The 26,662-nt window shown below is 53.0% G+C and carries 21 protein-coding genes; 15 read left to right on the plus strand and 6 right to left on the minus strand.

Annotated elements, in window-relative coordinates; translation table 11 throughout:
• Positions 1-88 precede the first annotated feature (88 nt).
• Complete coding sequence (locus Q4E40_RS01905) at positions 89-637, plus strand: CopD family protein (protein ID WP_303409713.1); 549 nt, start codon at positions 89-91, stop codon at positions 635-637.
• A 58-nt stretch (positions 638-695) separates the two neighbouring features.
• On the plus strand, positions 696-1,355 hold the full coding sequence (locus Q4E40_RS01910; protein ID WP_303409714.1) for a hypothetical protein: 660 nt from the start codon (positions 696-698) through the stop codon (positions 1,353-1,355).
• A 584-nt stretch (positions 1,356-1,939) separates the two neighbouring features.
• On the opposite strand, the gene rluF is transcribed toward Q4E40_RS01910, so the two are convergent.
• From rluF to Q4E40_RS01940, 6 genes are all read right to left on the minus strand, one after another.
• The gene (rluF, locus tag Q4E40_RS01915) at positions 1,940-2,950 is read right to left on the minus strand and encodes a 23S rRNA pseudouridine(2604) synthase RluF (protein WP_303409715.1); all 1,011 of its coding nucleotides are present in this window, start codon (positions 2,948-2,950) and stop codon (positions 1,940-1,942) included.
• An 86-nt stretch (positions 2,951-3,036) separates the two neighbouring features.
• A complete protein-coding gene (locus Q4E40_RS01920) occupies positions 3,037-3,948 on the minus strand; it encodes an AEC family transporter (protein WP_303409716.1) in 912 nt (303 codons plus the stop codon).
• A gap of 74 nt (positions 3,949-4,022) precedes the next feature.
• Positions 4,023-4,952, minus strand: a complete 930-nt coding sequence (ctlX, locus tag Q4E40_RS01925) for a citrulline utilization hydrolase CtlX (protein ID WP_303409717.1) — start codon at positions 4,950-4,952, stop codon at positions 4,023-4,025.
• Between the two features lie 114 nt (positions 4,953-5,066).
• Positions 5,067-6,845: an aminopeptidase P family protein gene (locus Q4E40_RS01930; protein WP_303409718.1), complete on the minus strand. Its 1,779-nt coding sequence runs from the start codon at positions 6,843-6,845 to the stop codon at positions 5,067-5,069.
• A gap of 160 nt (positions 6,846-7,005) precedes the next feature.
• Entirely contained in the window at positions 7,006-8,157 is a 1,152-nt protein-coding gene (locus Q4E40_RS01935; RefSeq protein WP_303409719.1) for an OmpA family protein, read from the minus strand.
• An 85-nt stretch (positions 8,158-8,242) separates the two neighbouring features.
• Positions 8,243-9,238, minus strand: a complete 996-nt coding sequence (locus Q4E40_RS01940; protein WP_303409720.1) for a hypothetical protein — start codon at positions 9,236-9,238, stop codon at positions 8,243-8,245.
• 263 nt (positions 9,239-9,501) lie between these two features.
• Between Q4E40_RS01940 and Q4E40_RS01945 the strand changes: the two genes are divergently transcribed.
• From Q4E40_RS01945 to Q4E40_RS02005, 13 genes are all read left to right on the plus strand, one after another.
• A complete protein-coding gene (locus Q4E40_RS01945; protein ID WP_303409721.1) occupies positions 9,502-10,746 on the plus strand; it encodes an efflux RND transporter periplasmic adaptor subunit in 1,245 nt (414 codons plus the stop codon).
• Between the two features lie 4 nt (positions 10,747-10,750).
• Entirely contained in the window at positions 10,751-12,217 is a 1,467-nt protein-coding gene (locus tag Q4E40_RS01950) for a TolC family protein (protein WP_303409722.1), read from the plus strand.
• 245 nt (positions 12,218-12,462) lie between these two features.
• On the plus strand, positions 12,463-13,167 hold the full coding sequence (locus Q4E40_RS01955) for an ABC transporter ATP-binding protein (protein WP_303409723.1): 705 nt from the start codon (positions 12,463-12,465) through the stop codon (positions 13,165-13,167).
• A gap of 2 nt (positions 13,168-13,169) precedes the next feature.
• Positions 13,170-14,411, plus strand: a complete 1,242-nt coding sequence (locus Q4E40_RS01960; protein WP_303409724.1) for an ABC transporter permease — start codon at positions 13,170-13,172, stop codon at positions 14,409-14,411.
• Positions 14,408-15,586 (plus strand): ABC transporter permease, encoded by a 1,179-nt coding sequence (locus Q4E40_RS01965; protein WP_303409725.1) that lies wholly within the window; start codon positions 14,408-14,410, stop codon positions 15,584-15,586. Before Q4E40_RS01960 ends, Q4E40_RS01965 begins: the two co-directional genes overlap by 4 nt.
• A 57-nt stretch (positions 15,587-15,643) precedes the next feature.
• Positions 15,644-17,023 carry a sigma-54-dependent transcriptional regulator gene (locus Q4E40_RS01970; protein WP_303409726.1) on the plus strand — a complete coding sequence of 460 codons (1,380 nt, stop codon included), beginning with the start codon at positions 15,644-15,646 and terminating at the stop codon, positions 17,021-17,023.
• Positions 17,007-18,323 (plus strand): sensor histidine kinase, encoded by a 1,317-nt coding sequence (locus Q4E40_RS01975; protein WP_303409727.1) that lies wholly within the window; start codon positions 17,007-17,009, stop codon positions 18,321-18,323. Before Q4E40_RS01970 ends, Q4E40_RS01975 begins: the two co-directional genes overlap by 17 nt.
• A gap of 172 nt (positions 18,324-18,495) precedes the next feature.
• Positions 18,496-18,714: a hypothetical protein gene (locus tag Q4E40_RS01980; RefSeq protein WP_303409728.1), complete on the plus strand. Its 219-nt coding sequence runs from the start codon at positions 18,496-18,498 to the stop codon at positions 18,712-18,714.
• 479 nt (positions 18,715-19,193) lie between these two features.
• The gene (locus Q4E40_RS01985; protein ID WP_303409729.1) at positions 19,194-19,967 is read left to right on the plus strand and encodes a polysaccharide biosynthesis/export family protein; all 774 of its coding nucleotides are present in this window, start codon (positions 19,194-19,196) and stop codon (positions 19,965-19,967) included.
• Between the two features lie 5 nt (positions 19,968-19,972).
• Complete coding sequence (locus Q4E40_RS01990) at positions 19,973-22,345, plus strand: GumC family protein (protein ID WP_303409730.1); 2,373 nt, start codon at positions 19,973-19,975, stop codon at positions 22,343-22,345.
• Between the two features lie 104 nt (positions 22,346-22,449).
• Positions 22,450-23,985 (plus strand): lipopolysaccharide biosynthesis protein, encoded by a 1,536-nt coding sequence (locus Q4E40_RS01995; protein WP_188500101.1) that lies wholly within the window; start codon positions 22,450-22,452, stop codon positions 23,983-23,985.
• Between the two features lie 86 nt (positions 23,986-24,071).
• Positions 24,072-25,262 (plus strand): glycosyltransferase family 4 protein, encoded by a 1,191-nt coding sequence (locus Q4E40_RS02000; RefSeq protein WP_303409731.1) that lies wholly within the window; start codon positions 24,072-24,074, stop codon positions 25,260-25,262.
• A gap of 54 nt (positions 25,263-25,316) precedes the next feature.
• On the plus strand, positions 25,317-26,618 hold the full coding sequence (locus Q4E40_RS02005; RefSeq protein WP_303409732.1) for an O-antigen ligase family protein: 1,302 nt from the start codon (positions 25,317-25,319) through the stop codon (positions 26,616-26,618).
• Positions 26,619-26,662 lie beyond the last annotated feature (44 nt).

The following is a 26,662-nucleotide window of genomic DNA, read 5'->3' on the forward strand; positions in this document are numbered from 1 at the left end:
CAGACTGAAGAGCAAAGTCCGGGTGCCGCAAGGTATGCCGGGCTTTTGTTTTTATGTTACCTTTGCCGATACAGCAACCTGACGGTCTATGTCATTTTTATACATCAAAGCCCTGCACATCATCTTTGTGGTTACCTGGTTTGCGGGCTTGTTTTACATCGTGCGCCTGTTCATCTATTTTGCAGAAGCACAGGAGAAACCGGAGCCGGAGCGCAGCATTCTGCAGAGCCAGTTCCGCATCATGCAGAAGCGTCTTTGGTATGGCATTACGTGGCCGTCAGCCATTTTGACGCTTCTATTTGGCACCAGCATTGTGGTGACCCTTGGCCTCTACGACCCGTTCCCGGGCTGGCTGATCTGGAAGCTGGCATTTGTGGTGTGCCTCTACGTGTACCATTTCCTGTGCCACAGCATCTTCAAGCAGCAGCAAAACGGCATCATCCGGTATACCTCCACCCAACTGCGCATCTGGAACGAGGTGGCCACAGTCTTTCTGATCGCCATTGTGTTTCTGGTAGTGCTCAAAAGTGCCTTGAGCATGGTCTGGGGCATTGTGGGACTGCTGTTGTTTTCGGCTATGCTGATGCTGGCCATTCGTATTTACAAGCGCAGCCGCGAGGCGAAGCAGGCGCGCTAAACTGCTCAACAATTCGTGCTTTGCCACGGATTTCGTAACTTTGAACAAATAAAAACCCATGAAACAAGCCGCTCTGAAGCCCAACGAGAGAGAACTGATCAAACTGATACGCTTTTTCAGCAAGCGTGCTGCCAAGCTAATGGAGGAAGGCGAGCTTAGCGCGGAACATTCCCAACTGACTGCTGCCTGCCAGAACCTGGAAACGCAGCTGCTCACGCATGCCACCAACCGCAGCGCCATTATGGACAAGCGGGAGCGCCTGCTCAACATCATCGAGGACAATGCGCAGTGTCCCAAATGCAACAAAGCCGACATGCTGAAGCGCACCGGCTCCACCACCAACGAGTACGGCTGGAAATGCAACACGTATAAGTGCCGCCGCTGCAACACCGGCTTCACCTGGAACCGCCCCAATAACCCCTGGGATATGGTGGAGTTCCTGGAAATGTACATCGGGCAGCTGCAACTGGCCATGGCCGCCGAGCAAAACCAGGAGGTAATCAACCATACCGAAGACGCTGTGATTCAGATGAAAGAAAGTCTGAACCGCCTGCGCCCGGTGCTGCAAACATCAGACGAAGAAGTAGACGCCCTGCAGCAAAAGGAAAAGGAAATGGACAAGCTGATCCACCAGTTCAAGACCTATCTGCAGATCGAGAAGATCAAACTGAACGCTTATCCGGAAGAGGAAGCTGAAGAAGAGGAAGATAATCAGTAAGCTATTCGGTAGAAGGATTTCAGGGGTAGGTATAGCGAGCAAACTGACAATCACCAAATTCGGCATATTGGCATCCGCTATACCTTGAGAACTCAGTTATCTGAAACAAATGCCGTTTACTTAAGAAATTGTCCCCCTTTTTGTCATCTCGACAGTATGGAGAGATCTGGATGATATAAGCATGAAGGCAATAATCCAGATTTCTCACGCTGTTCGAAATGACAGCAAAATATCATTAAAGCTGATTCGGATATATTTATCCGAATCTTTTTAGAGGGCCCCTACCCCCAACTGCTGCGGGTCTCCAGACCCGCGTGTGCCGATACACGGGGATTAGGAAATCCCCAAAAGCCAACTTTCGGATTGATAAATCCGAAAGAGCAATTGCAGTAAAATGCTTTAATTGTTGGCATTGGTAAGGGCTCGTTGCGGTAGAAATACAAAGATCTTATAACTGCGAAAGAACCTATACCTGAGTGCAGGCCCAATCACTTCTAAATCAGTAGGCTAACCAAATTAAAAAATCCGATGCAGCAGGGGCTTTCTATACCTGTTGCACCGGATTTTTGCTTTTATCGTATTGCTTAGCGTCTCTTCCGTCCGCCACTCTTGGCTGCCGGGGCGTTCCGGCTGGCTCCTCTGGCACCTGCGCTGCTCTTTCCTCCTGATTTTTTAGCGCCCGGCCCTTTCGAAGTGCCGCTCCGGCTTTTGCCTCCTCTAGCCTCGCTTACTCCGAAACCACTTTTCTTACCTGCTCCGCCTTCTTTTCGGGGCGGCCGGCTGCCAGAAGGCGACTTCTTGCGCGCCGGTTGCGAAGATGACGTTTGATTAGTAGATGTTTTCTTTTTAGGCGCTGACCCTTCTTCGGTTTTCGCCGAGTCGGCCACCTGACTCTGGATCGTGGCAATCTCTTCGTCGGTAAGTTCGCGCCACTGGCCTAGGGGCAGTTTGGCCAGGGTAATGTTCATGATGCGGATGCGCTGCAGGGTCTGCACTTCGTAGCCCAGCGTCTCGGTCATGCGGCGGATCTGGCGGTTCATGCCCTGCGTGAGGATGATGCGGAACTTGTTGGCTCCCAACTGCTCGACAAAGCACTTCTTCGTGTTCACGCCAAGAATCGACACGCCACTGCTCATCTTCTGGACAAAATCCTCATTGATCGGCTTGTCCACCGTCACGATGTACTCCTTCTCGTGCTTGTTGCCCGCCCGCAGGATCTTGTTTACAATGTCGCCGTCGTTGGTCAGAAAGATCAGGCCTTCGGAGTCTTTGTCGAGGCGGCCGATCGGGAAGATACGTTCCGGGTAATTGACGAAACGGATGATGTTGTCGCGCTGCGAAAGGTCGGTGGTGGTTTCGATGCCAGCCGGTTTGTTGAGCGCCAGGTATACGGGTGCCACCTGGTTCCATTGCAGCGTCTTTCCATCTACCTGTATTTTGTCTTTGCCTTTAATCCTGGCACCGACCTCAGGCAATTTGCCATTCACCAGCACCCTCCCCTGCTCTATCAGTTTATCGGCTTCGCGGCGCGAGCAAATACCTGCGTCGCTGATGAATTTATTCAGGCGGATGCCCTCGGCTGTGTGTTGTGTCATAATCTGAATAGGCTCGGGTATAGCCGGGCCCTGTGTATACCTTGTAAAATAACGAGAATTCTTCAGGAATAGCTAACCCCGTTTACCTACAGCCCCTGCACCAGCAGGTACCAGACCGCCAGCGTAATAAAAGAGAGCGGTATACCGAAGCCCACCATCATAGAGGCCAGCCGGGGTTTGAGTCCGTAGGAAATAGCCACGATGGAGGCCGTGATCATAGGCGCCATTCCTGCTTCGAGAATGCTCACCTGCACCACCGGGCCGCGCATACCCAGCACCAAAACGTAAAGCAAATAGATCAGCAGTGGAGCCAGAATCAGCTGAAAAGCAAGCCCCAGGAACAAAAAGCGCCAATGCTTGCTCTTGCGTTCGATGCGCAGTTGCATGCCCACGCTCACCAGCGCCAGTGGCGTTACGGTACTGCCCAGGCGGTTGAAAACATCCTTCAGATCATCTGAAAAATGCAGGTTGGCCACGTTCATGGCGAAAGCGATCACAAATACTATAAAAGGCGGAAAGGTGAGGATCTTGAGGCCAATGGCTTTATAATCCGGCTGTCCTTTGGAGAAGTAGGCGGCCAGGGCTATACCTAGTGTCGACACCACCACGAAGGTACCGGGCAGGTCGACGAGGATAGCCGTCTGCAGTCCTTCCTTGCCGTACAACGCCTCGATGATCGGGAAACCGACGAAAGAAGTATTGCCCAGCCCGGCGGTGAGGATCAGGCAGCCGATCAGCTTTTTAGACCAGCCATAGATGCGGCCCAGGGTATAGAAGAACACCGCCGCCGCTGCAAAGCAGATCCAGGCCACTGCTACTGGTAGCAGCACCGTGCTGTCGAGTTTTACCTCAGGTATAGCATAGAGCGCCAGCGCAGGGAGAGAAATATAGATGATGAACTGGTTGAGCACCACCGGCGAAGCGCTCGGAAAAGCCGGCACCCGCCGCAGCAGCACGCCCACGATCAGGCAAAGAAAAAGTAAGATGATACTGCTCATGCAGGCTCCGGTAAAAATGAAACCGCAAAGCTAGTTATACGGTGTCAGCTATAAGGTATAGCGCGCCGGAAAAATTATCGCTTCCGGAACAGCTCCGCGATCATGCACCGGATGCTGCCGCCCCCGGCTTTCTCGATCATGTGGATGGGCAGGTATAGCAGGTGCTCGTTGTGGGCTTTCATACGCTCCAGCTGCAGCGGCGTCAGGCTTTCGTAAGCGGCCTTCGACATCACCAGGATGCGCTCTCCCTGCCGGTTTTCGACCTGCAGCATGTTGCCGGCAAAGTACTGGTAAGTCTGCTCCTTGCTGATCTCGATGATTTCCTTCCCGCTTTCAATAAGGCTTGTTTGGAGCTTTTTGCGGTCTTGTTCAGCTACTGTGCTTAAAGCTACCACGGCATAGGTATCGCCCACACACATCATCACGTTGGTATGGTAGATCAGCTCTCCTGCCGAACCATACGCCTCGAAGGTAACTGCTTGGTAACCCAGTTTTTCGCAGAATTGCTGCAGCACCTCCACATTGGTCCGCGGAGACACAGCGGCATAGGCTATTTTGTTGACCCGGTCGAGTACCATGCTGCCCGTTCCTTCCAGAAAAACCGGTGTTTCCTGCCTCTCAAAAAGCTCCAGCGTCACGTGTTCCCCACACTGGCAGGCATGCTTTATTTGTTCGATCACCTCCTGACGCCGCTCCTTCCGTCTGCTGGGAGAAGCCATGGGGTACGTCACCAGCTGTCCCTCGGCATGGGTCGAGAACCAGTTGTTCGGAAACACAGAGTCGGGTGTGCCTGCATTTTCAGGATCCCGCAGTGTGATCACCTCCACACCCAACTCGCGCAGTTCCGCCACCGCATTTTTGAACTCCAGCAGGGCAATGTCCTGTACCTGCCCGGGTGTGAAATCCTGCAGCTCCTGTTGAAAGGAGTTCGTAGCGGCCGCCTCGGGGTTAAAACCAAAGCCTGTCGGCTCGATCATCAGGATAGTGGGAGTGGTTTGTTTCATGGGGATTTAGGTGTTTCACAAATATACCAGAGAAAATGGAGGAAAGGGATAAGCCTAAAAAAACCGGCTATACCTTACACAGGTATAGCCGGTTCAAAAATAAACAATCAACATCTAAATCGCCTTCGCCTTTTCCTTCAGCCAGTTCAGTTCCTCTTCGCTTAAATTCGGCCCAAGCTTCTCTACCACCAGTTGGTTGTAGTCATTCAGCCACTTGATCTGGCGCTCGTCCAGCAACTCTTTCTTCACCGGAGCTGTGTCGATCAGCGCCAGGGTGAGGTGCTCGAAGGTATAGAAATCGCCGAAATCGTTGGCTTCGTCCGGTATAGTCAGCACAAGGTTTTCGATGCGGATGCCGTACTGGTTCGGACGGTACAAGCCGGGCTCTACCGAGGTGATCATGCCCAGTTCGATATCCACTGGCGTAGGCGATGGGTTGAACACATGCGGACCTTCGTGCACGTTCAGGAAGAAACCAACGCCGTGACCGGTGCCGTGTCCGTAGTTGCGGGCATGGTCCCAGAGCGGCTTGCGGGTAATGGCATCGATCTGGTAGCCGCGGGTGCCTTTCGGGAAACGGGTGGTGGCACCGTCAATCATGCCTTTCAGCACTAGGGTATAGTCAGTCTTTTCTTCTTCTGTCAGGTTGCCGAGCGAAACCACGCGGGTGATGTCGGTGGTGCCGGTGGTATACTGCCCTCCGGAGTCAAGGAGGAACAGGCCATCGGCTTTCAGCTCCACATCACTCTCGGGAGTGGCTTTGTAGTGCGGCAGTGCCCCATGGGCCTTGTAACCAGCGATGGTGTCGAAACTCTCGCCCACGAAACCTTCCTGCTCTGCCCGGAACTCAAGCACCTTGTCTGCAACAGAAAGCTCCGTAATTTTTACTTTGCCCAGGTTTTCCTCCAACCATTTGAAGAAGCGGGTCAACGCCACGCCGTCTTTCACCATGGTCTTGCGGGTGTTCTCTACCTCCACTTGGTTTTTAACGGCCTTGAAGAAAGTAGTTGGGTTCGTGTTCTGCGTCACGCGCACCTCGGCTGGCAGCTGCTTGTACAAGGCGTAGCAATTACGTTTCGGGTCGATCAGGATCGAGGAACCGGCCGGCAATTCGGCCAGCAGGCGCTCCACCATTTCGTAAGGCTGTAGTTCCACCCCATCAGCCATCAATTTCTTCTTGTCGGTTTCGCTCAGTTTTGCCTGATCAATGAAGAGCACCGCATTATCCTGGCTGATCAGCGCAAAGCTGAGCACCACCGGATTGCACTTCACATCGGAACCGCGCATGTTGAAGAGCCAGGCCATGTCGTCGAGCGAGGAAATCAGGTGATAGTCCGCCCGCTGCTTTTTAAGGGACTTGCGCAGGGCTTCCAGTTTCGCGGTGGTGGATTGGCCTGTAATCTCCTCTCCCAGCAGGTAAGCCGGGGCAGTTGGCAATTCGGGGCGGCCTTCCCAGATTGGATCCAGAAGGTCGCGGTCAGAGGCCAGTGCTATACCTAACGGGGCCAATTCCTGCTCCAGCAGTTCTGCCAGTCCCACCGAGATCAGTTTCGCATCAAACCCCACTACCTCGCCCTGGTTGAGACGGTCGGCTAGCCAATCAATATATTCCGGAGCGTGCTGCACCTGCAGTTTTACCAGTTCAAAACCACTGTCCGCCAGTTGGTCCTTGGCCTGCTCAAAGTAACGGGCATCGGTCCAGAGCCCGGCAAAATCCGGGGTGATGACCAGCGTACCCGCCGAGCCGGTAAAGCCGGCGGCAAAGTAGATGCACTTGTAGCGGTCGGGCAGGTATTCGCTGATGTGTGGATCGGCGGAAGGGATGATGTAGGCGCTCAGCCCCTGCTCTTTCATTTGCTGGCGTATAGCGGCCAGTCTCTCTTTATGACTCATAGTTCGTGTGGCTTATTGAAAGAGGCAAATTAAGGAAATATGGGGAGAAATGCGCAGTCACGAACCCAGATTGGTGGTTTACCAATTGGTTAATTTTTACCCGGACGAGAAATTTCAACTGGCAAATATGCGGCTATACCTGCTTAAAAAGATGGTACGCTCACTTTTGGAAAATCTCAATTTCCACCCGCCTGTTCAGCGCCCTGTTTTCTTCGGTGAGGTTGTCCTTCTTCGGCGAGGCTTCTCCCAAGCCTTTGGCCGAAATGCGGTAGGCCGCTATACCTTTGTCTTCCAGGTAGGCTTTCACAGCAGCTGCCCTTCTTTGGGAAAGGGCCAGGTTGTCTGCTTCGGCCCCTACATCATCGGTATGCCCCACAATTTGAACAGCTACTTGTGCGCGCAACGCCATAAAAGCAGCCAGTGAATCGAGCAGCGGAAAAGCTACGGGCCTGATGGTGTGGTCAGCGGTGGCAAAGTTTACATCGCTGAGGGTGATGGTGCTGCCAATGGCGATGGGCGCTTCAGCTACTGATGCCATTGATGGAGCGGCATCAGGTATAGCTGAAGGTATAGCTTCGCCCTCCCCGTCCGCCTCAGGTTTGAGTACAACACTGATGTTGTCGTAACAGTAATACGTCCCTTTTTTCTTGCTGCTCTTCAGCTCTTCTTCCACTTCCTCTGTCTCCGGGTTCATCACCTCCAGCGCACTGGCATTTGCCCCCAGAAAATTACCAATCAGCAGGTAGCGTTCCCCACCTTTGGCTTTGTAGCTGCCACTCACCTTTATCCAGTTCGTTCTGGAAGCCAGCGGCTCGGCTGTAGCAGGCCTGAGCGAGGTGTAAGGTATAGCAGCGTTTGTCAGGGGATGGTCTTTGAGCCCGTATACCTGCCTGATGGCTGGCAGGGGCCTGTTTACGAAGTGTACCGTTACTTCACTGATGGGTGGTTCAATAGTAGAGGCCTTGATGGTATGGAGCGACACCACATACTCTTGGTTCTTCCGAAGCGGCCTCGCTAATTCTACCTGCGTCAGCTCGCTTGCTTCAAAACTAAACCACTGGCAAAGACAAACCTCCCCAAATTCAATATTGGCAAGCTGCCTGGAGGGCGTGTTGGATTGGTACGCATTAAAGTAAGGCGGGAACTGCAGTACTTTCGCTTCTATAGAGGCAATGTCGGGGGTGCCGCTTATGGCTTTAAATCCAATGACACCCCCTTTCAGCTGCTCCAGGCTGGGGTTCCGGACCAGGTTCTGCGCCATAGCCTGACTAAGGTATAAGCTAAAAAGAAAGTACAGCAGTATCGCTTTCATGTCATTTTTTACGGAGAGAAGCGGTGGAAGGTATACTGCATGCGATCAGCTGATCCGCTATTTTTAAAAGGGTAATAGCTCACCTTTACAAACAGCTGCACCCATAATTATCAATATCGCTGTACCACAGGTATAGCCATTTCCCATTCTCGCCCTTCGCCACCAGGGCCCGGAGTGGCGTGTCCAGTTCCCGGTTATCCGGAAAAGCATCCGCATACATGAAATAGAGATTTTCAAAACCCGTCAGTTTCGCGACAGATCTAGCTTCATTGTGACTGTCGGGACAGTCGGCGCACTCGGGTATCAGATTAGACCTGTACCATGTGTCAAAAGCCGGATTATTTTCATACGCCAGGTCGAGCGGCAGACGGCTGGCAAAAAGCACCTTGTCTTCAGATTGCAACGCCTGCCTGTCGAAGGTATAATGGTAATATTCAGAACATGTGCTTACGTAATGCCCCAGGTCCTGAACGCGGGATTTGCGGGTGGTTTTGGTCGTATACAGGTAAATCCGTGGCTTGCCGGCCGGGTATAGCGAATCGAGCACCTCCGGGAAATGCTGCAAGCTGGCAGTGTCAGCACTTACTGCCCGGTTCTTAAGGCGCCTGTTTAGCAAAACTTTTTCAGCTGACAAATCGGTGTATTCCGTTAGCAGATCCTTATCAGGCACGGGGTGCCCGATAATGCCTGGCTCTTGATTCGGAATTCTGAAAACCGGAAACAGCACTTGCTCAATGGTCAGGCGGGGTTGTTTGGGGTTGCTGTTGGAGAACTCCTGCTTGAGCTGCGTCAGAAACCGGCGGTTGTTAACGGTGAGTTTGCTTTGTTTGTCTACCAGAATTCTGTCAAGGTAGGCTATGCGCACAGAGTCATGCACATTCATAGAAGCATAATAGGCTTCACACTTTTGCCGCATGGCCTCCATTTGCTTGTCGGAGAGTTCTGTAGTGATTTCGGTCGGTTCGGAAGCCTCTTTTACCGGGGACTCTTTAGTTGAGACTGTTTCAAGTTCTTGCACCGGCCGTTCACCGCACGCCATCATGAGCAGCGCAACAAGGTATAGCACATAGTTTGTCTTCATAATTTCCGGAAGGGATTTTCAGTTACACAACAGGCAGCTTCACACCCGCCCACACCTAAAACTACTAAAAATCAGCAAAACCCTATATTTAATTACGCTTCTCCTCATACTACACTCCCAAAACCGTACAAACTGTTCATTTCTGAACAGGTATAACAACGCAAAAATCAATATACTATACCGTAAGTTACTTATTTACAGTAATATACAATATTGGCATCTAAATTGGCTATACCCTCACGAGTAAACCACTACGCAAGACGATGGACCGTGAATTATCAGCCAGCACAAAACAAGCACAAAAGCGGAAACGCATTTGGCAACTAGGTATAGCCGTTTCCTTCATAGCTGCAGCCATCTTTGGATTCAGAAGCCTGATAACGCCCAGCATTGCGCAGTCAGAACTCAGAACTGCGACGGTCGAGGAAGGCCCGGTTGTCGCCACGATCACGGCCTCAGGTATCGTGGTACCGGAGCACGAGCAGGTGATCACCAGCCCTATCCAGGCGCGCATCGAACAAGTGGTGCACAACACGGGCGAGCAGGTACAGCCCGGCGACCAGATCCTGCTGCTCGACAGGGGCTATACCCAGCTGGCTTACGACAAACTGAAAGACGAACTGGAACAGAGCCGTCACAAAAGCGTGCAGCTCAACCTCAACCTCGAAAAAAAACTGAACGCCCTGGCCTCGCAGCTGGAGATAAAGCGCATGCGGGTGAAAAGTCTGCAAGCCCAGCTCGAAGACGAACAGTACCTCCTCAAGATCGGGGGCGGCACCCAGGAGAGCGTGAAGCAGGCCGAACTCAACCTCCGCATCGCGCAGCAGGAACTAAAGCAAATAGAGCGTGAGATCGTAACGGAACGCCAGCTCCTGAAAGCCGACGAGCAGGAACTGCGCTATACCCTGGCCATGCAGAGCCACTCGATTGAGGAGTTGCAGCGCAAAATGGAGCAGGCCGAAGTGCGTGCGACGCAGCCGGGCGTTATCACCTGGGTGAAAAACGAGATCGGTAGCAACGTGAACGCCGGCGACATCATTGCCCGGCTCGCTGACCTGAGCAGCTACCGTGTGCAGGCCACCATCTCCGATGCCTTTGCCAGCCAGATCAGCGTTGGAAGCAGCGTGGTGGTGCGTATCAACGATTCCAACCTGCGAGGCAGTGTGGCCTCCATCAAACCGACCGTCGAGAATGGTATCGTCACCTTTTTTATAGCCCTCAAAGAAAAAGCACACCAGCAGCTGCGTCCGAGTCTGCGCGTGGATGTGTATGTGCACACTGTCGCCAAACCAAACACGCTGCGTGTGAAGAACGGCCCTTACTTTAGGAAGGCCAGCAAACCCCAGGTATACGTGCTGCGCGACGGCGAGCTGATCAGAAGAGATGCCAAAATCGGTGTGAGCAATGTAGACTACGTGGAGCTGGAAACCGGTGTGCAACCCGGTGACCAGGTGGTGATTTCTGATCTCGCAGAATACCAGCACCTCGACAAAGTGAAAGTGAAGTAAAACCATGAAAAATCTATACCCAATTTTTTTGCTGTTTGTAACGCTGCTGCCCTGTTTGCCAGGTATAGCACAGCCTGCAGCGCGCACCTTGCGTCTGCAGGAGGTGATTGCCCTAGCGCAGGAGCAGTCAGCAGCGGCACGGCAGGCCGAGACCAGCCGCGAAAACAGCTACTGGCAGTGGCGCAGCTTCAAATCGGATTACAAACCCCAGCTCAGCCTTACCGGTACCCTCCCCGATTTCAGCCGCACGATCATGCCCGTAACACAGCCTGACGGCACCACCGACTTCAAACCGGTGTCGATCAACAACTCTGAACTGGGGCTAAGCCTGAGCCAGGTCGTAAGTCCAACGGGTGGCCGGGTGTTCGTCACCTCACTGATGCAGCGCTTCGACGATTTTGACCGCGACGAGACCCGCTACAACGGCAACCCCGCCATCATCGGTCTGGAGCAGCCGCTGTTTGCCTACAACCAGTTGTCCTGGGCCAAAAAGATAGAACCGCTCCGTTACCAGGAATCACAGAAAGAATACCTGGAGGAGCGCGAAAGCATTGCTGTGAAAGCCACCCGCCTCTACTTCGACCTGCTGCTGGCGCAGACGAATCAGCGCATCGCCAGCCAGAACCAGTCGAGCAACGACACGCTGTACCAGATCGCGCAGGAAAAGTATAAGCTCGGTCGTCTCTCCAAAAACGACCTACTGCAACTCCGCCTGGCGGTGTTGAACGCTGAACTGGCCATGGCACAGGCCGCCCTGGATCAGCAGACCGCGGCCCTTGCCCTCAAAACCTACATCGGTATGAAGGAGACCGATCAGCTGGAGTTGCTCACACCCGAAGGTATACCTGCCACGACTGTGCTGGCAGAAACAGCGCTGGCTGAAGCCCGAAAAAATCGAAAGGAGAGCATTAACTTCAGCAGGAGACTACTGGAAGCCGAGGCACTGATGGCCAAAGCCCACGGCGACAATGGCTTCAATGCCAGTCTGTTTGCCACCTTCGGCCTCACCAACCGCGGCGCCTCCTTCACCGACATCTATACCCGACCTGAAAACCAGCAGCGGGCCCGCATCGGTTTCAGCATGCCGATCATGGACTGGGGACGGCAGCGCTCTATCTATAAGGTAGCGGAGCTGAACAAACAGCTGGTGCAGTATACCGTGGACCAGGAAGATGCCAACTTCGAGCAGGCCGTGCTCACACAGGTGAATCAGTACAACACCCTGAAGGCCCGCATCGCCACCACCGCCGAGGCCGATGCCATCGCGCAGGAGCGTTACGAGATCGCCCGCAACACCTTCCTGATCGGCCGCATCAGCATCACCGACCTAAACATTGCTCTGGCAGAAAAAGACCAGGCCCGCCGCGCCCACATCGCCTCCCTCAGCGAATTCTGGACGGCCCACTACACCCTGCGGCTGTTGACGCTTTACGATTTTGAAGAGGGACAGGTGTTGGAAGTGAGGGATTAAGAGAGTGAGTGAAGAGTGGAGTTTACGAATAGGGAAGGCAAGTTAGGGAAAGTGTACCAACTGTTATCAGGATGAACGGCTAAAATGAAGAATCCCTGTAGGGACAGGTCGCGACCTGTCCGAATCGTGCACTGATAAATATGCAGAAAAACCTGCCCTAGTCGTGCACACAACAATTTAACCATCAACAATTTAACAATTAACCACCAACAATTCAACCGACATTAGAACCAAGGTATAAAACTATGATCACGTTAAAGAACATCGAAAAAGTCTACCAGACCAAGACCATTGAGACGGTAGCGCTGCACAACGTTAACCTGCACATCCCGAAGGGGGAGTTTGTGTCGGTGATGGGACCCTCCGGCTGCGGCAAGTCCACCCTGCTCAACATCATAGGCTTGCTCGACGAGCCGACCAATGGCATTGTGGAGATCGACGGCAGCCCCATCAGCAGGTATAAAGACAAAGAACTGGCGCACATCCGCAACCAGAAGATCGGCTTTGTGTTCCAGAGCTATCACCTGATCAACGACCTGAGCGTGCTCGACAACGTGGAGTTGCCGCTCCTGTACCGAAGCGGCACTTCAGCAGCTGAAACCCGTCATCTGGCCCTCACAGCCCTGGAGAAAGTGGGTCTGAGTGCCCGCACCAAGCACTACCCAACCCAGCTTTCCGGCGGACAGCGCCAGCGGGTGGCCATTGCCCGTGCCCTCATTGGTCAGCCCGAACTAATTCTGGCCGACGAACCGACCGGTAACCTCGACTCGGTAATGGGCGAAGAGATCATGAACATCCTGCTCAACCTGAACCGCCAGGACGGCACTACCATCGTGATGGTGACGCACGACGAGAACATGGCCCAGAAGACCGGACGCCTCATCCGCTTCTTCGATGGCCAGCAGGTGTCTGATGCCAAAACTGCCGCACACGAGTTTCAAAAGGTATAGCCATGCTGAAGAATTACATCAAAATAGCCTGGAAGGTGCTCTTGCGGCGCAAGTTCTTTACCTTCATCAGCCTCTTCGGCATCAGTTTCACGCTGATGGTGCTGATGGTGGCCACTTCCCTCTTCGACCATACCTTCGGGCCGCAAATGCCGGAGCGTGACATGGATAATCTTTTGTTTGTCAATATGATGCGCGAAGAGCATTCCGAGGGATACTCCAGCAGTGGCCCGGCAAGTTATCACTTCCTGGACCGCAACGTACGCACCCTTCAGACACCGGAACAAGTGTCCGTTAACTCCATGTTCTTCCAGGTGAACAGCTACATCAACAACCGCAAGCTTGCCCTGGACATCAAGTACACTGACCGTGAGTTCTGGGACATTCTGGAATTTGATTTCCTGGAAGGAGGTGCTTTCGGACAGCAGGAAGTAGCGGGGGCCAGCCGCGTGGCCGTCATCAACGAAAGTACCCGAAACCAGTACTTTGGTGCAGGTGAGGCCGTGAGCAAGACCATAGAGGTTGACCAGGTTAAGTACAAGGTGGTGGGTGTGGTAAAAGATGTACCCGTGCTGCGCCTGAACTCATACGCCGACATCTGGGTGCCCATCACCCTCAAGAGCCAGGACTTCAATAAACCCGGGCTGAGGGGTCTTTATTTTGCCACTATCAAAGCGCACAACCCTGCTGATATACCGAAGATAAAAGCCGAATATGCTGCCATGCTGCAAAAGTTGGAGGATCAGCATCCGGTGAAGGGCACCAAGCTCTCGTCCTTCCCGGACACGGTTCTGGAAGCCTTTGCCCGAACCTTCCTGGGAAGAGGAAAAGAGCCTGGTCTGGCTATCCTCTACAGTATACTGGCTGGGTTGGCATTTCTGTTCATGTTGCTGCCCGCTATCAACCTGGTCAGCATCAACATCAGCCGCATCATGGAACGCTCCTCCGAGATCGGGGTCCGCAAAGCCTTTGGGGCCACTTCCTCCACTATCATCGGGCAGTTCATCGTCGAGAACGTCTTTTTGACGCTGCTGGGTGGTATACTTGGTTTTGCGCTTTCGGCTGCCGTGCTGAAGCTCATCAACGACAGCGGCGTGATCGTGTATGCCGACCTGGGGCTGAACCTGCGGGTGTTTGCCTGGGGACTGTTGCTCAGCCTGATTTTCGGATTGATCTCCGGAGTGTACCCTGCCTATAAAATGTCACGCTTAAAAGCCGTTGAGGCACTGAAAGGAGGTTCAAAATGATACGCCATCTGTTTAAATTAATCTGGAACAGGAAGAGAAGCAACTTCCTGCTCATCACCGAGATCTTCTTTTGCTTCCTGGTACTGTTCGCTGTGCTGAGCCTGATCGTTTACAATGTGCGCAACTACAACAAACCGTTGGGTTTCGAGCACGAGAACGTCTGGCTGCTGACCATGCGTCCTGACACCGACTCGACGGCGCTCAATCGCCAGACCCAGGAGCAGATCATACAGCGGGCGAAAGGCTTTCAGGAAATTGAGAGCATGGCGCTGACCAACAGCAACGCCCCTTTTGCCTTCAGCCAGATGAATAATGACGTATCGTATGGGGGGAAAGAGGTAAGGGCCAACGAGTATCTGGTTCAGGACAATTTTGACCAAGTAATGCGGATGCAGGTGAGCCACGGTCGCTGGTTTGGGCAGCAGGACAATGCCTCCCACCACTATCCTATTGTTATCAACAAGGCATTGCAGCAACAATTGTTTGAAGGAGAAGACCCACTGGGTAAGCTGTTGCCTCGCAATGACTCGTCCAGCTACCAGGTGGTGGGTGTGGTGGAGCATTACAGGCCAAGCAGTGAGTATACGGCCGAAGAGCCAGGCTTTTTTAACCGTATCTACCTGCCTCGAAATGAAAGCGAATTTTATGGGGAACTTCTGATACGGGTGAAGCCGGGTATGGGTGTGGAGTTTGAGGAGCGAATGGTGAAAGAGCTTTCAGGTATAGGCAAAGGTTGGACCATGGAGGTAGCCACCCTGGAGAAGATGCGCCAGAACAAGGAAAAAATGGCCAAAGTCCCGATGATCGCCCTGGCCATCATCTGTGGCTTCCTGATTTTAAACGTGGCGCTGGGCTTGTTCGGGGTGCTCTGGTATAACATCAGCCGCCGCAACAGTGAGATTGGCTTGCGCAGGGCTGTAGGTGCCGCCTCCGGCCAGGTATACCGGCAGTTTATCGGAGAGGTGCTGGTACTGGCTACTTTTGGCCTGGTGCTGGGCGTGGCCTTTGCCATTCAGTTTCCACTGCTGCAGGTGTTTGAGGTCGAGTCGACGGTATACTTCATTGCCTTAGGTATAGCCGTGGGATTGATCTACCTCTTAGCCATTGGCTGTGCCTTCTACCCCAGCCGGCAGGCAGCAGCTATACATCCGGCCATCGCGCTGCACGAAGAGTAATAGAAATTTCTGACTGAAAAAAAATATCTTTATACCTGATTTAGCAGCACCAGTTCAATGATCCTGATAATAGACGATGATGTGGCCGTTCGCGCTTCTTTGAGCATTTTGCTTAAACAGCACGGCTTCAAGACGAAAGAGGCCGCCTCTCCCAGGGAGGCGCTCGAAGTGGCGCAGCAGCAGTCCCTGCAGCTCGTGATCATGGACATGAACTTCTCCATCGAAACCACAGGCCATGATGGGCTCGAATTACTGGGAACGTTCAAACAGCGGCTGCCGCAGGTGCCTGTTATCCTGATCACGGGCTGGGGCTCCATCAGCCTGGCGGTGGAGGGCATGCGCCTGGGAGCGGCAGATTTTATCACCAAGCCCTGGAGCAACGATTACCTGGTGCAGGCGGTGCGCACGGCCCTGAGTCTGTCGCAGCAGGCACCCATTAAAGACGAAGCCCTGACCCGCAAAAAGCTGGACCAACAGTACGATTTCAGCAACATTGTGGGACAGGACCCGCAACTGCTGCAAATCCTGAAACGAATCGGGCAGATTGCACCCACCGATGCCTCGGTGCTGATCGAGGGCGAAAGCGGCACCGGTAAGGAACTGATTGCGGAGGCGGTGCACCGCAACAGCCTCCGCAAATCCCAGCCTTTTGTGAAGGTGAACCTGGGCGGTATATCGTCGAGTCTGTTCGAAAGCGAAATGTTTGGCCACAAACGCGGCGCCTTTACCGATGCCAAAGCCGACCGGGTCGGCCGCTTCGAGATGGCGAACAAAGGCACCATTTTCCTGGACGAGATCGGAGAACTGGACATGAACAGCCAAGTGAAACTGCTGCGCGTGCTCCAGGACCGCACCTACGAAGTGCTCGGCGACAGCCGCTCCCGCAAGCTCGACATCCGGGTAGTGTGCGCCACCAACCGCAACCTGGAGCAGATGGTGGAGGAAGGCAAGTTCCGCGAAGACCTCTTTTACCGCATCAACCTCATCAAGATGCGTATACCTGCTTTGCGCGAGCGGCCGGATGATATTCCGCTGCTGGTGCGGTTCTTTGTGGAGAACATGAAAAAGACCTACCACCGGCCTGAGTTGGAGTTGAGTCCCAAAGTATTGCAGTGGCTGAAGGAAATTTCCTTTCCGGGTAATATACGGGAGTTGAAAAACCTGGTGGAACGCACGGTGCTGGTAGCCGAAAACGATGTGCTGAGCGCCGAGGACTTCCAGGCGCAGGCGCAGCAGGGCCCCGTAAAAGCTGGTGACAAGGCCCTGCCTGCCGTGGGCACCATGACGCTGGACGAAATGGAAGCCTCCATGATCCGCAAGTCCATGGCCTATTACCACAACAACATCAGCAAGGTAGCCCGCGCATTGGGGCTGAGCAGGGCCGCCCTCTACCGTCGCCTCGAAAAGTTCGGCATCCCCTATGAAGCTCAGGACTAAATTTATCATTTTTGCGGTCTTCTTGCATGGCCTGCTTGCGGCCATGGCGTACTTCCTGCTGCAGGAGAACAAGCTGCTCTTTATTGGGATGGAGGTGCTGGTGCTGCTTTCCGTTGCGGTGACCGTGAACCTTTACAATGCCTTTTTCAAACCGCTCAACCTGATCCGGGCAGGTATAGAGTCCATCCGCGACAAAGACTTCTCGACCAAGTTTGTACAGGTGGGGCAGCCGGAGCTGGACGAACTGGTGGATGTGTACAACCGCATGATTGAGCAGTTGCGGCAGGAACGCGTGGCGCAGGCCGAAAAGCATTTCCTGCTCGAAAAGATCATCCAGGCCTCCCCCGCCGGCATCATCCTGCTCGATTTCGACAACCGCATCGAAAGTATTAACCCCGCTGCGGAGCGATTCCTATACCTTTCTGGCCAGTCGTTGCAGGGCAGCGAGCTGGCAGCGCTGCCCAACACCTGGGCACGGGAACTCACGCAGGTACAAGCCGGTCAGCCCTATACCTTCCGTCTCAATGGCATCCGTACCTTCCGGGCACACCGCGCACATTTTATTGACCGTGGTTTTCAGCGTGCCTTTATTATGCTGGAGGAACTCACCGAAGCCATTATCAAAAACGAGCGGCAGGCTTATGAAAAAGTCATCCGGATGATGTCGCATGAAGTGAACAACTCGACGGGCGCCATCAACTCCATTCTCGACTCGGTGCAGTACTACACCCCGCAGATTAACGAGGAACACCGCGAGGACTTCACCTACGCCCTGCAGGTAGCGATTGACCGAAACACGAACCTGAGCAAGTTCATGGCCAATTTTGCGGATGTGGTGCGCCTCCCTGCCCCTTCCAAAAAGCCGGTACAGGTGCAGGCCCTGCTCAAGCGGCTCGAGCGCCTGATGCTGCCCCAGTTGGAAAAACGGCAGATTAACTTGAGTCTGCAACTCCCCGCCACCCCGCTTTGCATCTCCATGGATGAGCAGCAGATCGAACAGGCGCTGCTCAATATCCTGAAAAACGCCATGGAAGCCGTGAAATCGGATGGCAGCATTTGGGTAGAGCTGCAGGAACAGCCGCCTTACCTGACCATTACCGACAATGGCGAAGGTATACCTGAGCACGTACGCCCAATGCTCTTCACCCCGTTCTTCAGCACCAAAGAAACCGGCCAGGGCATCGGCCTGACCATGATCCGGGAGATACTGCTGAGCCACGGCTTCCAGTTTTCACTCGAATCTGATGCTGACGGACTAACCTCGTTCAGAATACGCCTTTCAGCCGAAGACGCCAAATAGAACTAATTCATCAAAAAGCTACTCAAGCCGCTGCTTTCATTGAATCTTTTTAATAATCATCTAAATTTTATTTTGAAAGTAACTTCATTGGCCAAATTTCGTAGCCGAGCGCATACAACCTATGTTATAACCCCCTATATTGGTTCTACCGTTTGTTTATTTACACATTAAGATGGAATACAATATTATAGTAGCCCCTAACCTCGAAACACTGGCAACAGAGGTTGCCGTATTATTTCCGCAAGGCTGGAAGCTGAAAGATGGAATTATTGAGCATGCCGACGGATTCTCACAGCAGCTGATCCGCAAGGCGTCAGATAAACTGAAACTGAAACAAAACCAGATGCCGCAGCCCCGTGCCAAACAGCGCCGCACCAAATGGATTGAATAATATATATACTATATACCCTTTATATTAGTAGGTGAGCCACCTTCTTCATGCCAGGCGCATGGGGAAGGTGGCACTGTTTTATAGCAGTCCTTCGCGTATAACAGCAGTCGTTTCACGCTGCACGCCCCGCCAACATAGCTCCCGTCCTGCCATAAGTTATATTACTATTCCTATAATTCATTTATAGAGCATCCTACCCCACGTGCAATTGCAAGGTTATCTTGTGTTAATATTCATCCATTGCGCAAAATCACAACATTCTGATTCAAAATAACTTGCAATTAAAAAGCCGCACCCCGTACATTAAATTCACATAATATTTTTGAAAATAAGCATCTTTTTGTGGCTCCTATAGTATATATGGCTGATACAATTTTTTGGGTACCCCATGCCGAAGCACACCCGGTATGCGCTCCCGCTATCATAAATCAAAATAAACGTACGAGTATCATCATTCACAACACCCTTAACCAAAACACATGAGAAGAGTCGTATACCTCCTGCTCCTAATGATAAGCGCTACTTCGTGCTTAAGCAAAAAAGAGCTTGTATACATGCAAAATGACAACCTTAAGGAGACCGTGGCCACCCCTATGCAAACCACCTACACGCCGTACCAGCTGCAGCCTGCCGACGTACTCTCTATTAAGGTGCAGAGTCTGGAACCCGAAATTTCCAATATCTACAACATCGTACCGCCCTCCAGCGCCTTTGGCTTTGCCGACCCGGGCACTATGTTCCTGAGCGGCTACTCCGTAGACGATGAAGGCAACGTGAACCTCCCCAACGTGGGCAAGGTGAAGGTATCTGGCCTGACCCTGCAGCAGACACAGGAGCTGATTCAGCGCAACGTGGACCGCTACATCACCAACGCGACCGTAGTCGTGAAGCTCATCAACTTCAGAGTAAGTGTGTTAGGCGAAGTGCAGCGCCCGGGCCAGTACTTTGTGTATAACGAGCGGGCAACCCTCTTTGACGCACTGGGCATGGCGGGCGACCTGACACGCGGCGCGGCGCGGGAAAATGTGAAACTGGTGCGCCAGACACCCGGTGGATCTGAAGTGGTCCTCCTCGACCTGAAAGACCCAAATATCGTACAATCCAAATACTACTTCATGCAGCCCAACGATGTGCTGTATGTAGAGCCGTCTGTTGCGCAGGTGAAACGCGACAACCTGGTAGCGCTTAACGTGGTTACCATTGCCCTGGGGGTTATCTCAACTGCGGCAGTTATCCTGAATTACTTTAAATAGTACCCATGAAACGAAAAAATACAGCGCACGAAATAGACTTGAGAAGCTGGCTGTTCAAGTTCCGGACCAGATGGTATCTGTTCCTGGCTTTTGTACTGGTAGCCATGGCTGGGGCCTATGTCTATGTCAAAAGCTCCACCCGTGTCTATGCTTTTAAGTCGACCCTCCTTTTGGGGGATCAGCATACCGGTTCTAAAAAGGCGCAGGAGTTGCTTAACCTGCTCGATGTGCAGAACAAGGGCATTAAGGTGGAGGACGAAATCGGTATTCTGACCTCGGCTGATATGATCCGAACGACCTTAAAGCAACTCGACTTCTCGGTGTCGTACTACAAAGTGCCCGACCACTGGCTGAACACCGGGCTGGACCTGATTAAAGAGGAGCAGTACGACAACGCCCCCTTCATCGTGCACCTCGACACCAGCTCGCTCCAGATTGTGGACATTCCGCTGGAGGTGCGCGTGCTCAATGACAAGGAGTACGAACTGACTGTGAAGGCAGACACCCCTCCCCTGTACGATTACTCCACGCATACCGTGAAGCAGATCGTGCCGGAGGTGAATATTAGCAAAGTGCTGGAGTTCGGCAAGCCCTACAAGGATAAGAACTTCAGCTTTACGCTTGAGCGGGCCAACCCTGAGGACCAGATAGACGCCAAAAAGCACTACTTCGTACTCAACAGCTTGGAGAGCCTGGTGGCACAGTATGCCGGCAGCCTGCACATCAAGCCGATTGAGCGCGAAGCGCGGGTACTGGAAATGAGCACCAAAGGCACCATCCCTGAAAAGGAAATGCTTTTCCTGAACACACTGATGAGCACCTACGTGGCCCGTGACCTGGACGAGAAAAACATGAATGGTCAGAAAACTCTCGAGTTTATCGACGAGCAGATCGGCAGCCTGACGGACTCGCTCCGCCAGAGCAAGCAGGCGCTTTCGTCTTTCCGTTCGGCTAACCGAATTGCCAACATCGATGTGCAGTCTAACATCAGCTATGAAAAACTGGCGCAGTTGGAAATGGAGAAGTCAAAGTTAAGCACTGAGAAGCAGTACTACGTGACGGTGCTCGACCAGATTGAGGACGACGAGAGCTTCACCCAGGCAGTATCCCCGGCAGTGGCGGGTGTGCAGAACCCGAACCTGGCCAATCTCTTCACCGAGTTGTCGCGCCTGAACCAACAGCGCGCCTCATACAGTGTGAGCGCCACAGCGGATAACCCGAGAATTAAGGTGATTGACAGTGAGATAAAGAGCACGCGCAATGCCATTATAGCAAACATCAAAAACCTGATCCGCTCTACGGACATTTCCATCGCCAACGCCGACAAGCGCATCAACCAGCTTGAAACTGGTATAGCGAAAGTGCCGGAACACGAGCGCCGATTGATGGACCTGCAGAACCAGGCCGATTTCGTGAACAAGAAGTATGACTTCCTGCTCGAGAAACGCGCCGAGGCTGCCATTGCACTGGCCACCAACACTACCGATAAAAAGATAGTGGACAAAGCCGCCATGTGGGGTTCCGGCCCAGTGAACGTGAAGCCGAAGATGATCTTTATGCTGGCCCTGATTCTGGGTCTGATCATACCTGCCGCGCTCATTGTGCTGCTCGACAACGTGGACAACACCATACAGGGCAAAAACGACCTCAACAACGTGACCAACATCCCGTTCCTGGGCGTGATTGCGCATGGCACGAAGGCTGACAAGCTGGCGGTGAAGAACAACCCGCGCTCCGCCATTGCAGAGTCGTTCCGGTCGATCCGCATCAACCTGCAGTACCTGATGTCCGAAACCGACTTTAAGGTAGTGGGCGTGACTTCATCGGTGTCGGGTGAGGGCAAGACCTTTACCTCTGTCAACCTGAGCAGCGAGATGGCCATGGCCGGAAAACGCACCATCCTGATTGAGTCGGATATGCGCAAGCCTACCTTCAGCAAGTACTTCAACACGCACAATGCGGCCGGCTTGTCCTCATACCTGAGCCAGGGGCTGCCGCTGGAGGAAGTGATCCAGAAGACCGATATCGAGAACCTGGACATCATCTCGTGCGGCCCTATACCTGACAATGCCATCAAATTGCTGGAGCACAAGCGCATGGCCGAGCTGATCGCCAAGCTGAAGGAGCAGTATGAGTACGTGGTGATCGATACACCGCCAATCGGGTTCGTAGCCGAGTACTTTATCCTGATGAAGCACATGGATGTAAACCTGTATGTGGTAAAGCACAAGTACACCAGCAAAGACATGCTCACACAGGTGAACGATCTGTACGCAGCCCGCAAGTTGAAGAACATCTACATGGTGATCAACGACCTGAACTACAGCAGCACCTACGAGTACGGATACAAGAAAAAAGGCAGCTACTACTACGTGTAGCGCCTAAGCAAGAGATAAATGCACGCTTGAACCAGGAGGTGCTGTAGGAAGCAGATTCCTGCAGCACCTTTTTTTAGGGGAAGCACGATTACCAGAACTTCTACATGAGTAAAAATTTAGCTTCGAAGGCGGTTAGCGGGTTGAAATGGAGCTCGGCGGGCACTATCGCCAATGCCGTGATGCAGATCGGCTATACCTCCGCCATGGCCCGTCTGCTGGCTCCCGAGGCCTTTGGTCTGGTAGCCCTTTCGGCCGTTATCCTGCGCTTCGGGTACTATTTCGCGAATCTAGGCCTTAACCAGGCCATCATCCAGAAAGAAGAGCTTACCTCCGAAAACATACGGGCAGCCTTCACCTCATCGGCCCTGCTCGGTGCCGTGTTCACGGTGCTGGCTTGGGTGCTGGCGCCTTATGCCACCCTGATCTTCGATATGCCTGAAGTGGTGCCGATTGTGCGCGTCATGTCGCTGGCCTTTGTGGTGGGTGGGGTTTCTGCCACGGCCACCAGCCTGTTGCAGCGCAACATGCGCTTCAAGGAGCTGAGCATTGTGGAGACAGCTTCTTACGTGATCTCTTACCTGGGCGTCGGCATCCTGCTGGCCTGGCTGGACTTCGGGGTGTGGAGCTTGGTATATGCCTCGCTGGTGCAGCAGGCGCTGGTGGCGATCGGTGCTCATGCCATGGCCCGCCACAACGTGCTGCCGGTTGTGCGCTGGGAAGCGTATAGGGCGCTGCTCGCCTATGGCAGCAAAATGTCCGTGATCAGCTTCTTTGAGTTCATCTACACCGAACTGGCTACACTGCTGATTGGCCGTGTGTTCGGCGCTTACAAACTGGGTATCTACAACCGGGCTTTTATGCTCGTGAACCTGCCCATGTATAACCTGACGCGCACGGTGTCGCGGGTGGTCTTTCCCTCCTTCAGCAAACTGCAAACCGAAACAGAGAAGCTGGCCAGGGTATACCTTTCGAGCACCACCCTGCTGGCGACCCTGATCATACCTGTCTGCCTGGGCATCATGGTGGCCGCTCCGGAGATTGTGCATGTGGTGCTGGGCGACCAGTGGCTGGAGGCTATACCTGTGCTGCAGGTGCTGAGCCTGGCCATTCCGCTGAGCTTTGTCACCATGTTTGCCGGCATCGTGTGCGATGCCAAAGCCGTGCTTAACTGGAAGATCGTCATCACCATCACGCTGATTGTCGTGATCAGTGGCCTGTTTTTCCTGCTGCGCGACTATGGCCTGGTGGGCTTTGGCTTTGCGCTGCTGATCAGCGAGCTGGTCCGCATCGGCATGTACCAGACCCTGATGAAGAAGATTCTGTTCCTCTCTTACTTGAAACAGATAAGAGTCTACCTGCCCGGCATCCTGAACGGAGCCGTGGTGGCCATGGTGGTATACCTGGTGAGCACCTTGCTGCGCAACATGGAACTGCCGCATCTGGTGATTCTGATCTCACAGATGATTGTAGGCGGCTTCGTGTTTCTGGCGATGATCCTGCTCTTCCCGCACAGCGCCCTCAAGGAGCAGCTGCACATGATCTTTTCCAAACTGGGAGTGCAGGACAACCCAAGCTCCTATTCTGGCCGGATGCTGATGCGGTATAGAAAGAGCCTGATAAAAGAAACTGAGCAGGTATAAACAGGGTATACACACAACAATGACAACAAGTTTTAGCCAGCTTTGGCTCGTCTAATGCACACTAATTTACTTTAGAAGAAAACCAAATGACTATAGGAGTAGCTGGTCCCGTTGAATTGCGAATACTTGACTGGGACCTGAAAGACACGGACTTACCCCCGACCAATGCGTTCCCCCTCACCTCGCACTTCATCAACGCTTTGCTTAAAAGAGGTTTTAAAGTAATCGCCTATACCAATTCAACCGAGATAGCGGAGCCGATGGTGCTGGAGAGCGGCAACCTTAAGGTTTGTATCAGCCGCCAGAAGCCGCAGCCGGGCCGTCGTTTTTTTCTGTTCGAGGTGGAAGACCTTCGGAAGATGATGGTAGCCCATCCGGCTGATTTCATCAGTGCTTTCTGGAGCTATGAGTTTGCTTGGGCGGCCCTGAAAACAGGGAAACCCACCGTGGTGAGCCTGCACGATGTGGCATTCCAGATCCTGCGCAAAATACCGGATATGTTCCGTCTGGTGCGCTGGATGATCAACTACATCGTCGTGAGCAAGGCGGATTTCCTGCTAGCCAACTCCGCCTATACCTACAACCAGCTCGACCGCAAGACCAAATCCAAAACTAGGGTCATTGATAACTTTTATCCCAGCACACTGCACCAGCGCCTGGCAGCTACCGCCCAGAAAGGAAATTATATCATTACGGTAGCCCAGGGATTCACGCACCGAAAAAATATCGAGACCGGATTGCAGGCTTTTGGCTTGCTGCGCAGGCAGTTTCCGGACCTGGAGTACTACCTGGTGGGGGTTGACTCGGAAGAAGGGGGCCTGGCACAACAGTACGCGCAGAAACAAAACTTAACAGATGGCGTACGGTTTATGGGCCCGATGCCTTATGACGAGGTGTTCAGGCTGATCCAGAATGCCCAGGTGCTCCTGCATCCTTCCAGGGAGGAATCGTTTGGCATGGTGCTGCTCGAGGCAATGGTGGCCCGCACGCCGACGGTGGGAGGCAAAGACAGTGGCTACATCCCGCATTTGCTCGACTATGGCAAAGCAGGTCTGCTCTGCGACGTGGAGTCACCTGACTCGATGGCGACCGAAGTAGGCCGCCTTCTGTCAGACAGGGAGTTATACCAGACGCTCGTAGACGAAGGCTATACCTATGCGGAGGAGAACTTCTCTGAGAACGTCATCGTTGACCGGCATTTGAAGTACTATAGCGAGATCCTGGGCAAGCCCCTGCAGCCTGCGGTAGAGTCCGGTAAGCCAAAGCAGGTTGCCTAAGCGGGTTGCCGCCAGCCACTTTCCGGAAAAATGGCTTTAGAATGAAAGAACCGTATGAAATTTAATTACAGCTTTATATTCATTATCCCGCTTGCCATGATCCTGATCATGGACAACGCGTTTACGGAGTTGGCATTCCCGCACAACCTGGAAGCGCAGGGCAACATGCTGAACCTTTTGCTGAAAGGTATGGCGGCTGTTTCGTTTGGCTATAGTGCTTTTTACTTTAAGCGCATGTCGCCCGTCATGCGGGTAGCCTACGTGCTTACGACGCTGTATGTATTCGCCATGGTGTTTGAGTCGTACTACTTCTATGGCACCCCCATGGTGTACCCACACGTATTCCAGAAGCTGTTTTTGTTTTACTTCATTTTCTTTGTCTATACCTTTTACAAAGGCAATTTTCATCTGAAGTTCTCGCATGTAGTCTGGTTTATACTGGGCGGCTTTTGGGTGAGCGTTATTGTGGTGCACCCTGATAAGCTCAGCCTGGGCGCTTTTACCTCGCATGAGCGGGGAGTGTATGCCTCTTCCGTGTACATGCTGGTGATACCGTTCATGTACTTCCTGAGCAAGTACATTTTCCATGGCAAGCTGATGAGCCTGTTTATGGCTTTCTTTATCCTGGTCTCGATCGTTTTCTTCCAGCACCGGACCGTGTGGATATCGACTGCCATCATACTGATCATATATTACCTGCTGATCAGGTTTAAGTCCGGCTTGTCGATCAACTTCGCTGCGAAATTCATGCCCATCGGCATCGTACTGTTGATCGCAGGTATAACCAGCAGTGCTTTCCTGTTCTCGACCAACCCGGAGATTATTACCAAGATACAGGACAGTTTCTCCGATATAGAGAACTTCGACTCGCAGGGCACGGGCGGCTGGCGCTATATACAGTGGATGTCGTACCTGCCCTTTATCCAGGACAACTGGCTGGTCGGCATGCGCTTCGAAGGTTTTGAGCTGCCTATCCAGTTCTGGCGCGACGATACCAACGAGCCTGTGTTCGATGACGGCCAGGGGCACCACTTCCACAGCTTCTATGTGGACATTCTTTTCTACACCGGCTTTGTCGGACTCGCCATTTACTGCATCATGCCGATTTACGCGATCGTGAAGGGCCTGCGCTCGAAAGCCATGACCGTGAACCAGATTATCCTGATCGCCTTTATCAGCACAGGATTTGCCTACGGTTTCTCGTACGTGTTGCCCGTTTTTTATTACGCCATACTGGGCTGGACGATCGTTTACATGGAGGAGGACGGCGTGGAGCGAACCAGTTACCTGCGCGATTTCGGTTCCCGCTGGAAGGCGAAAGCAGTCGGTCAGTATAGAAAGCTAACAGCCGCCTGATTTCAGTAACCTCTGACGGCATTTTCAGTATACAAAACAGACAT

The organism is Pontibacter coccineus (assembly GCF_030546575.1).
Lineage (GTDB): Bacteria > Bacteroidota > Bacteroidia > Cytophagales > Hymenobacteraceae > Pontibacter > Pontibacter coccineus.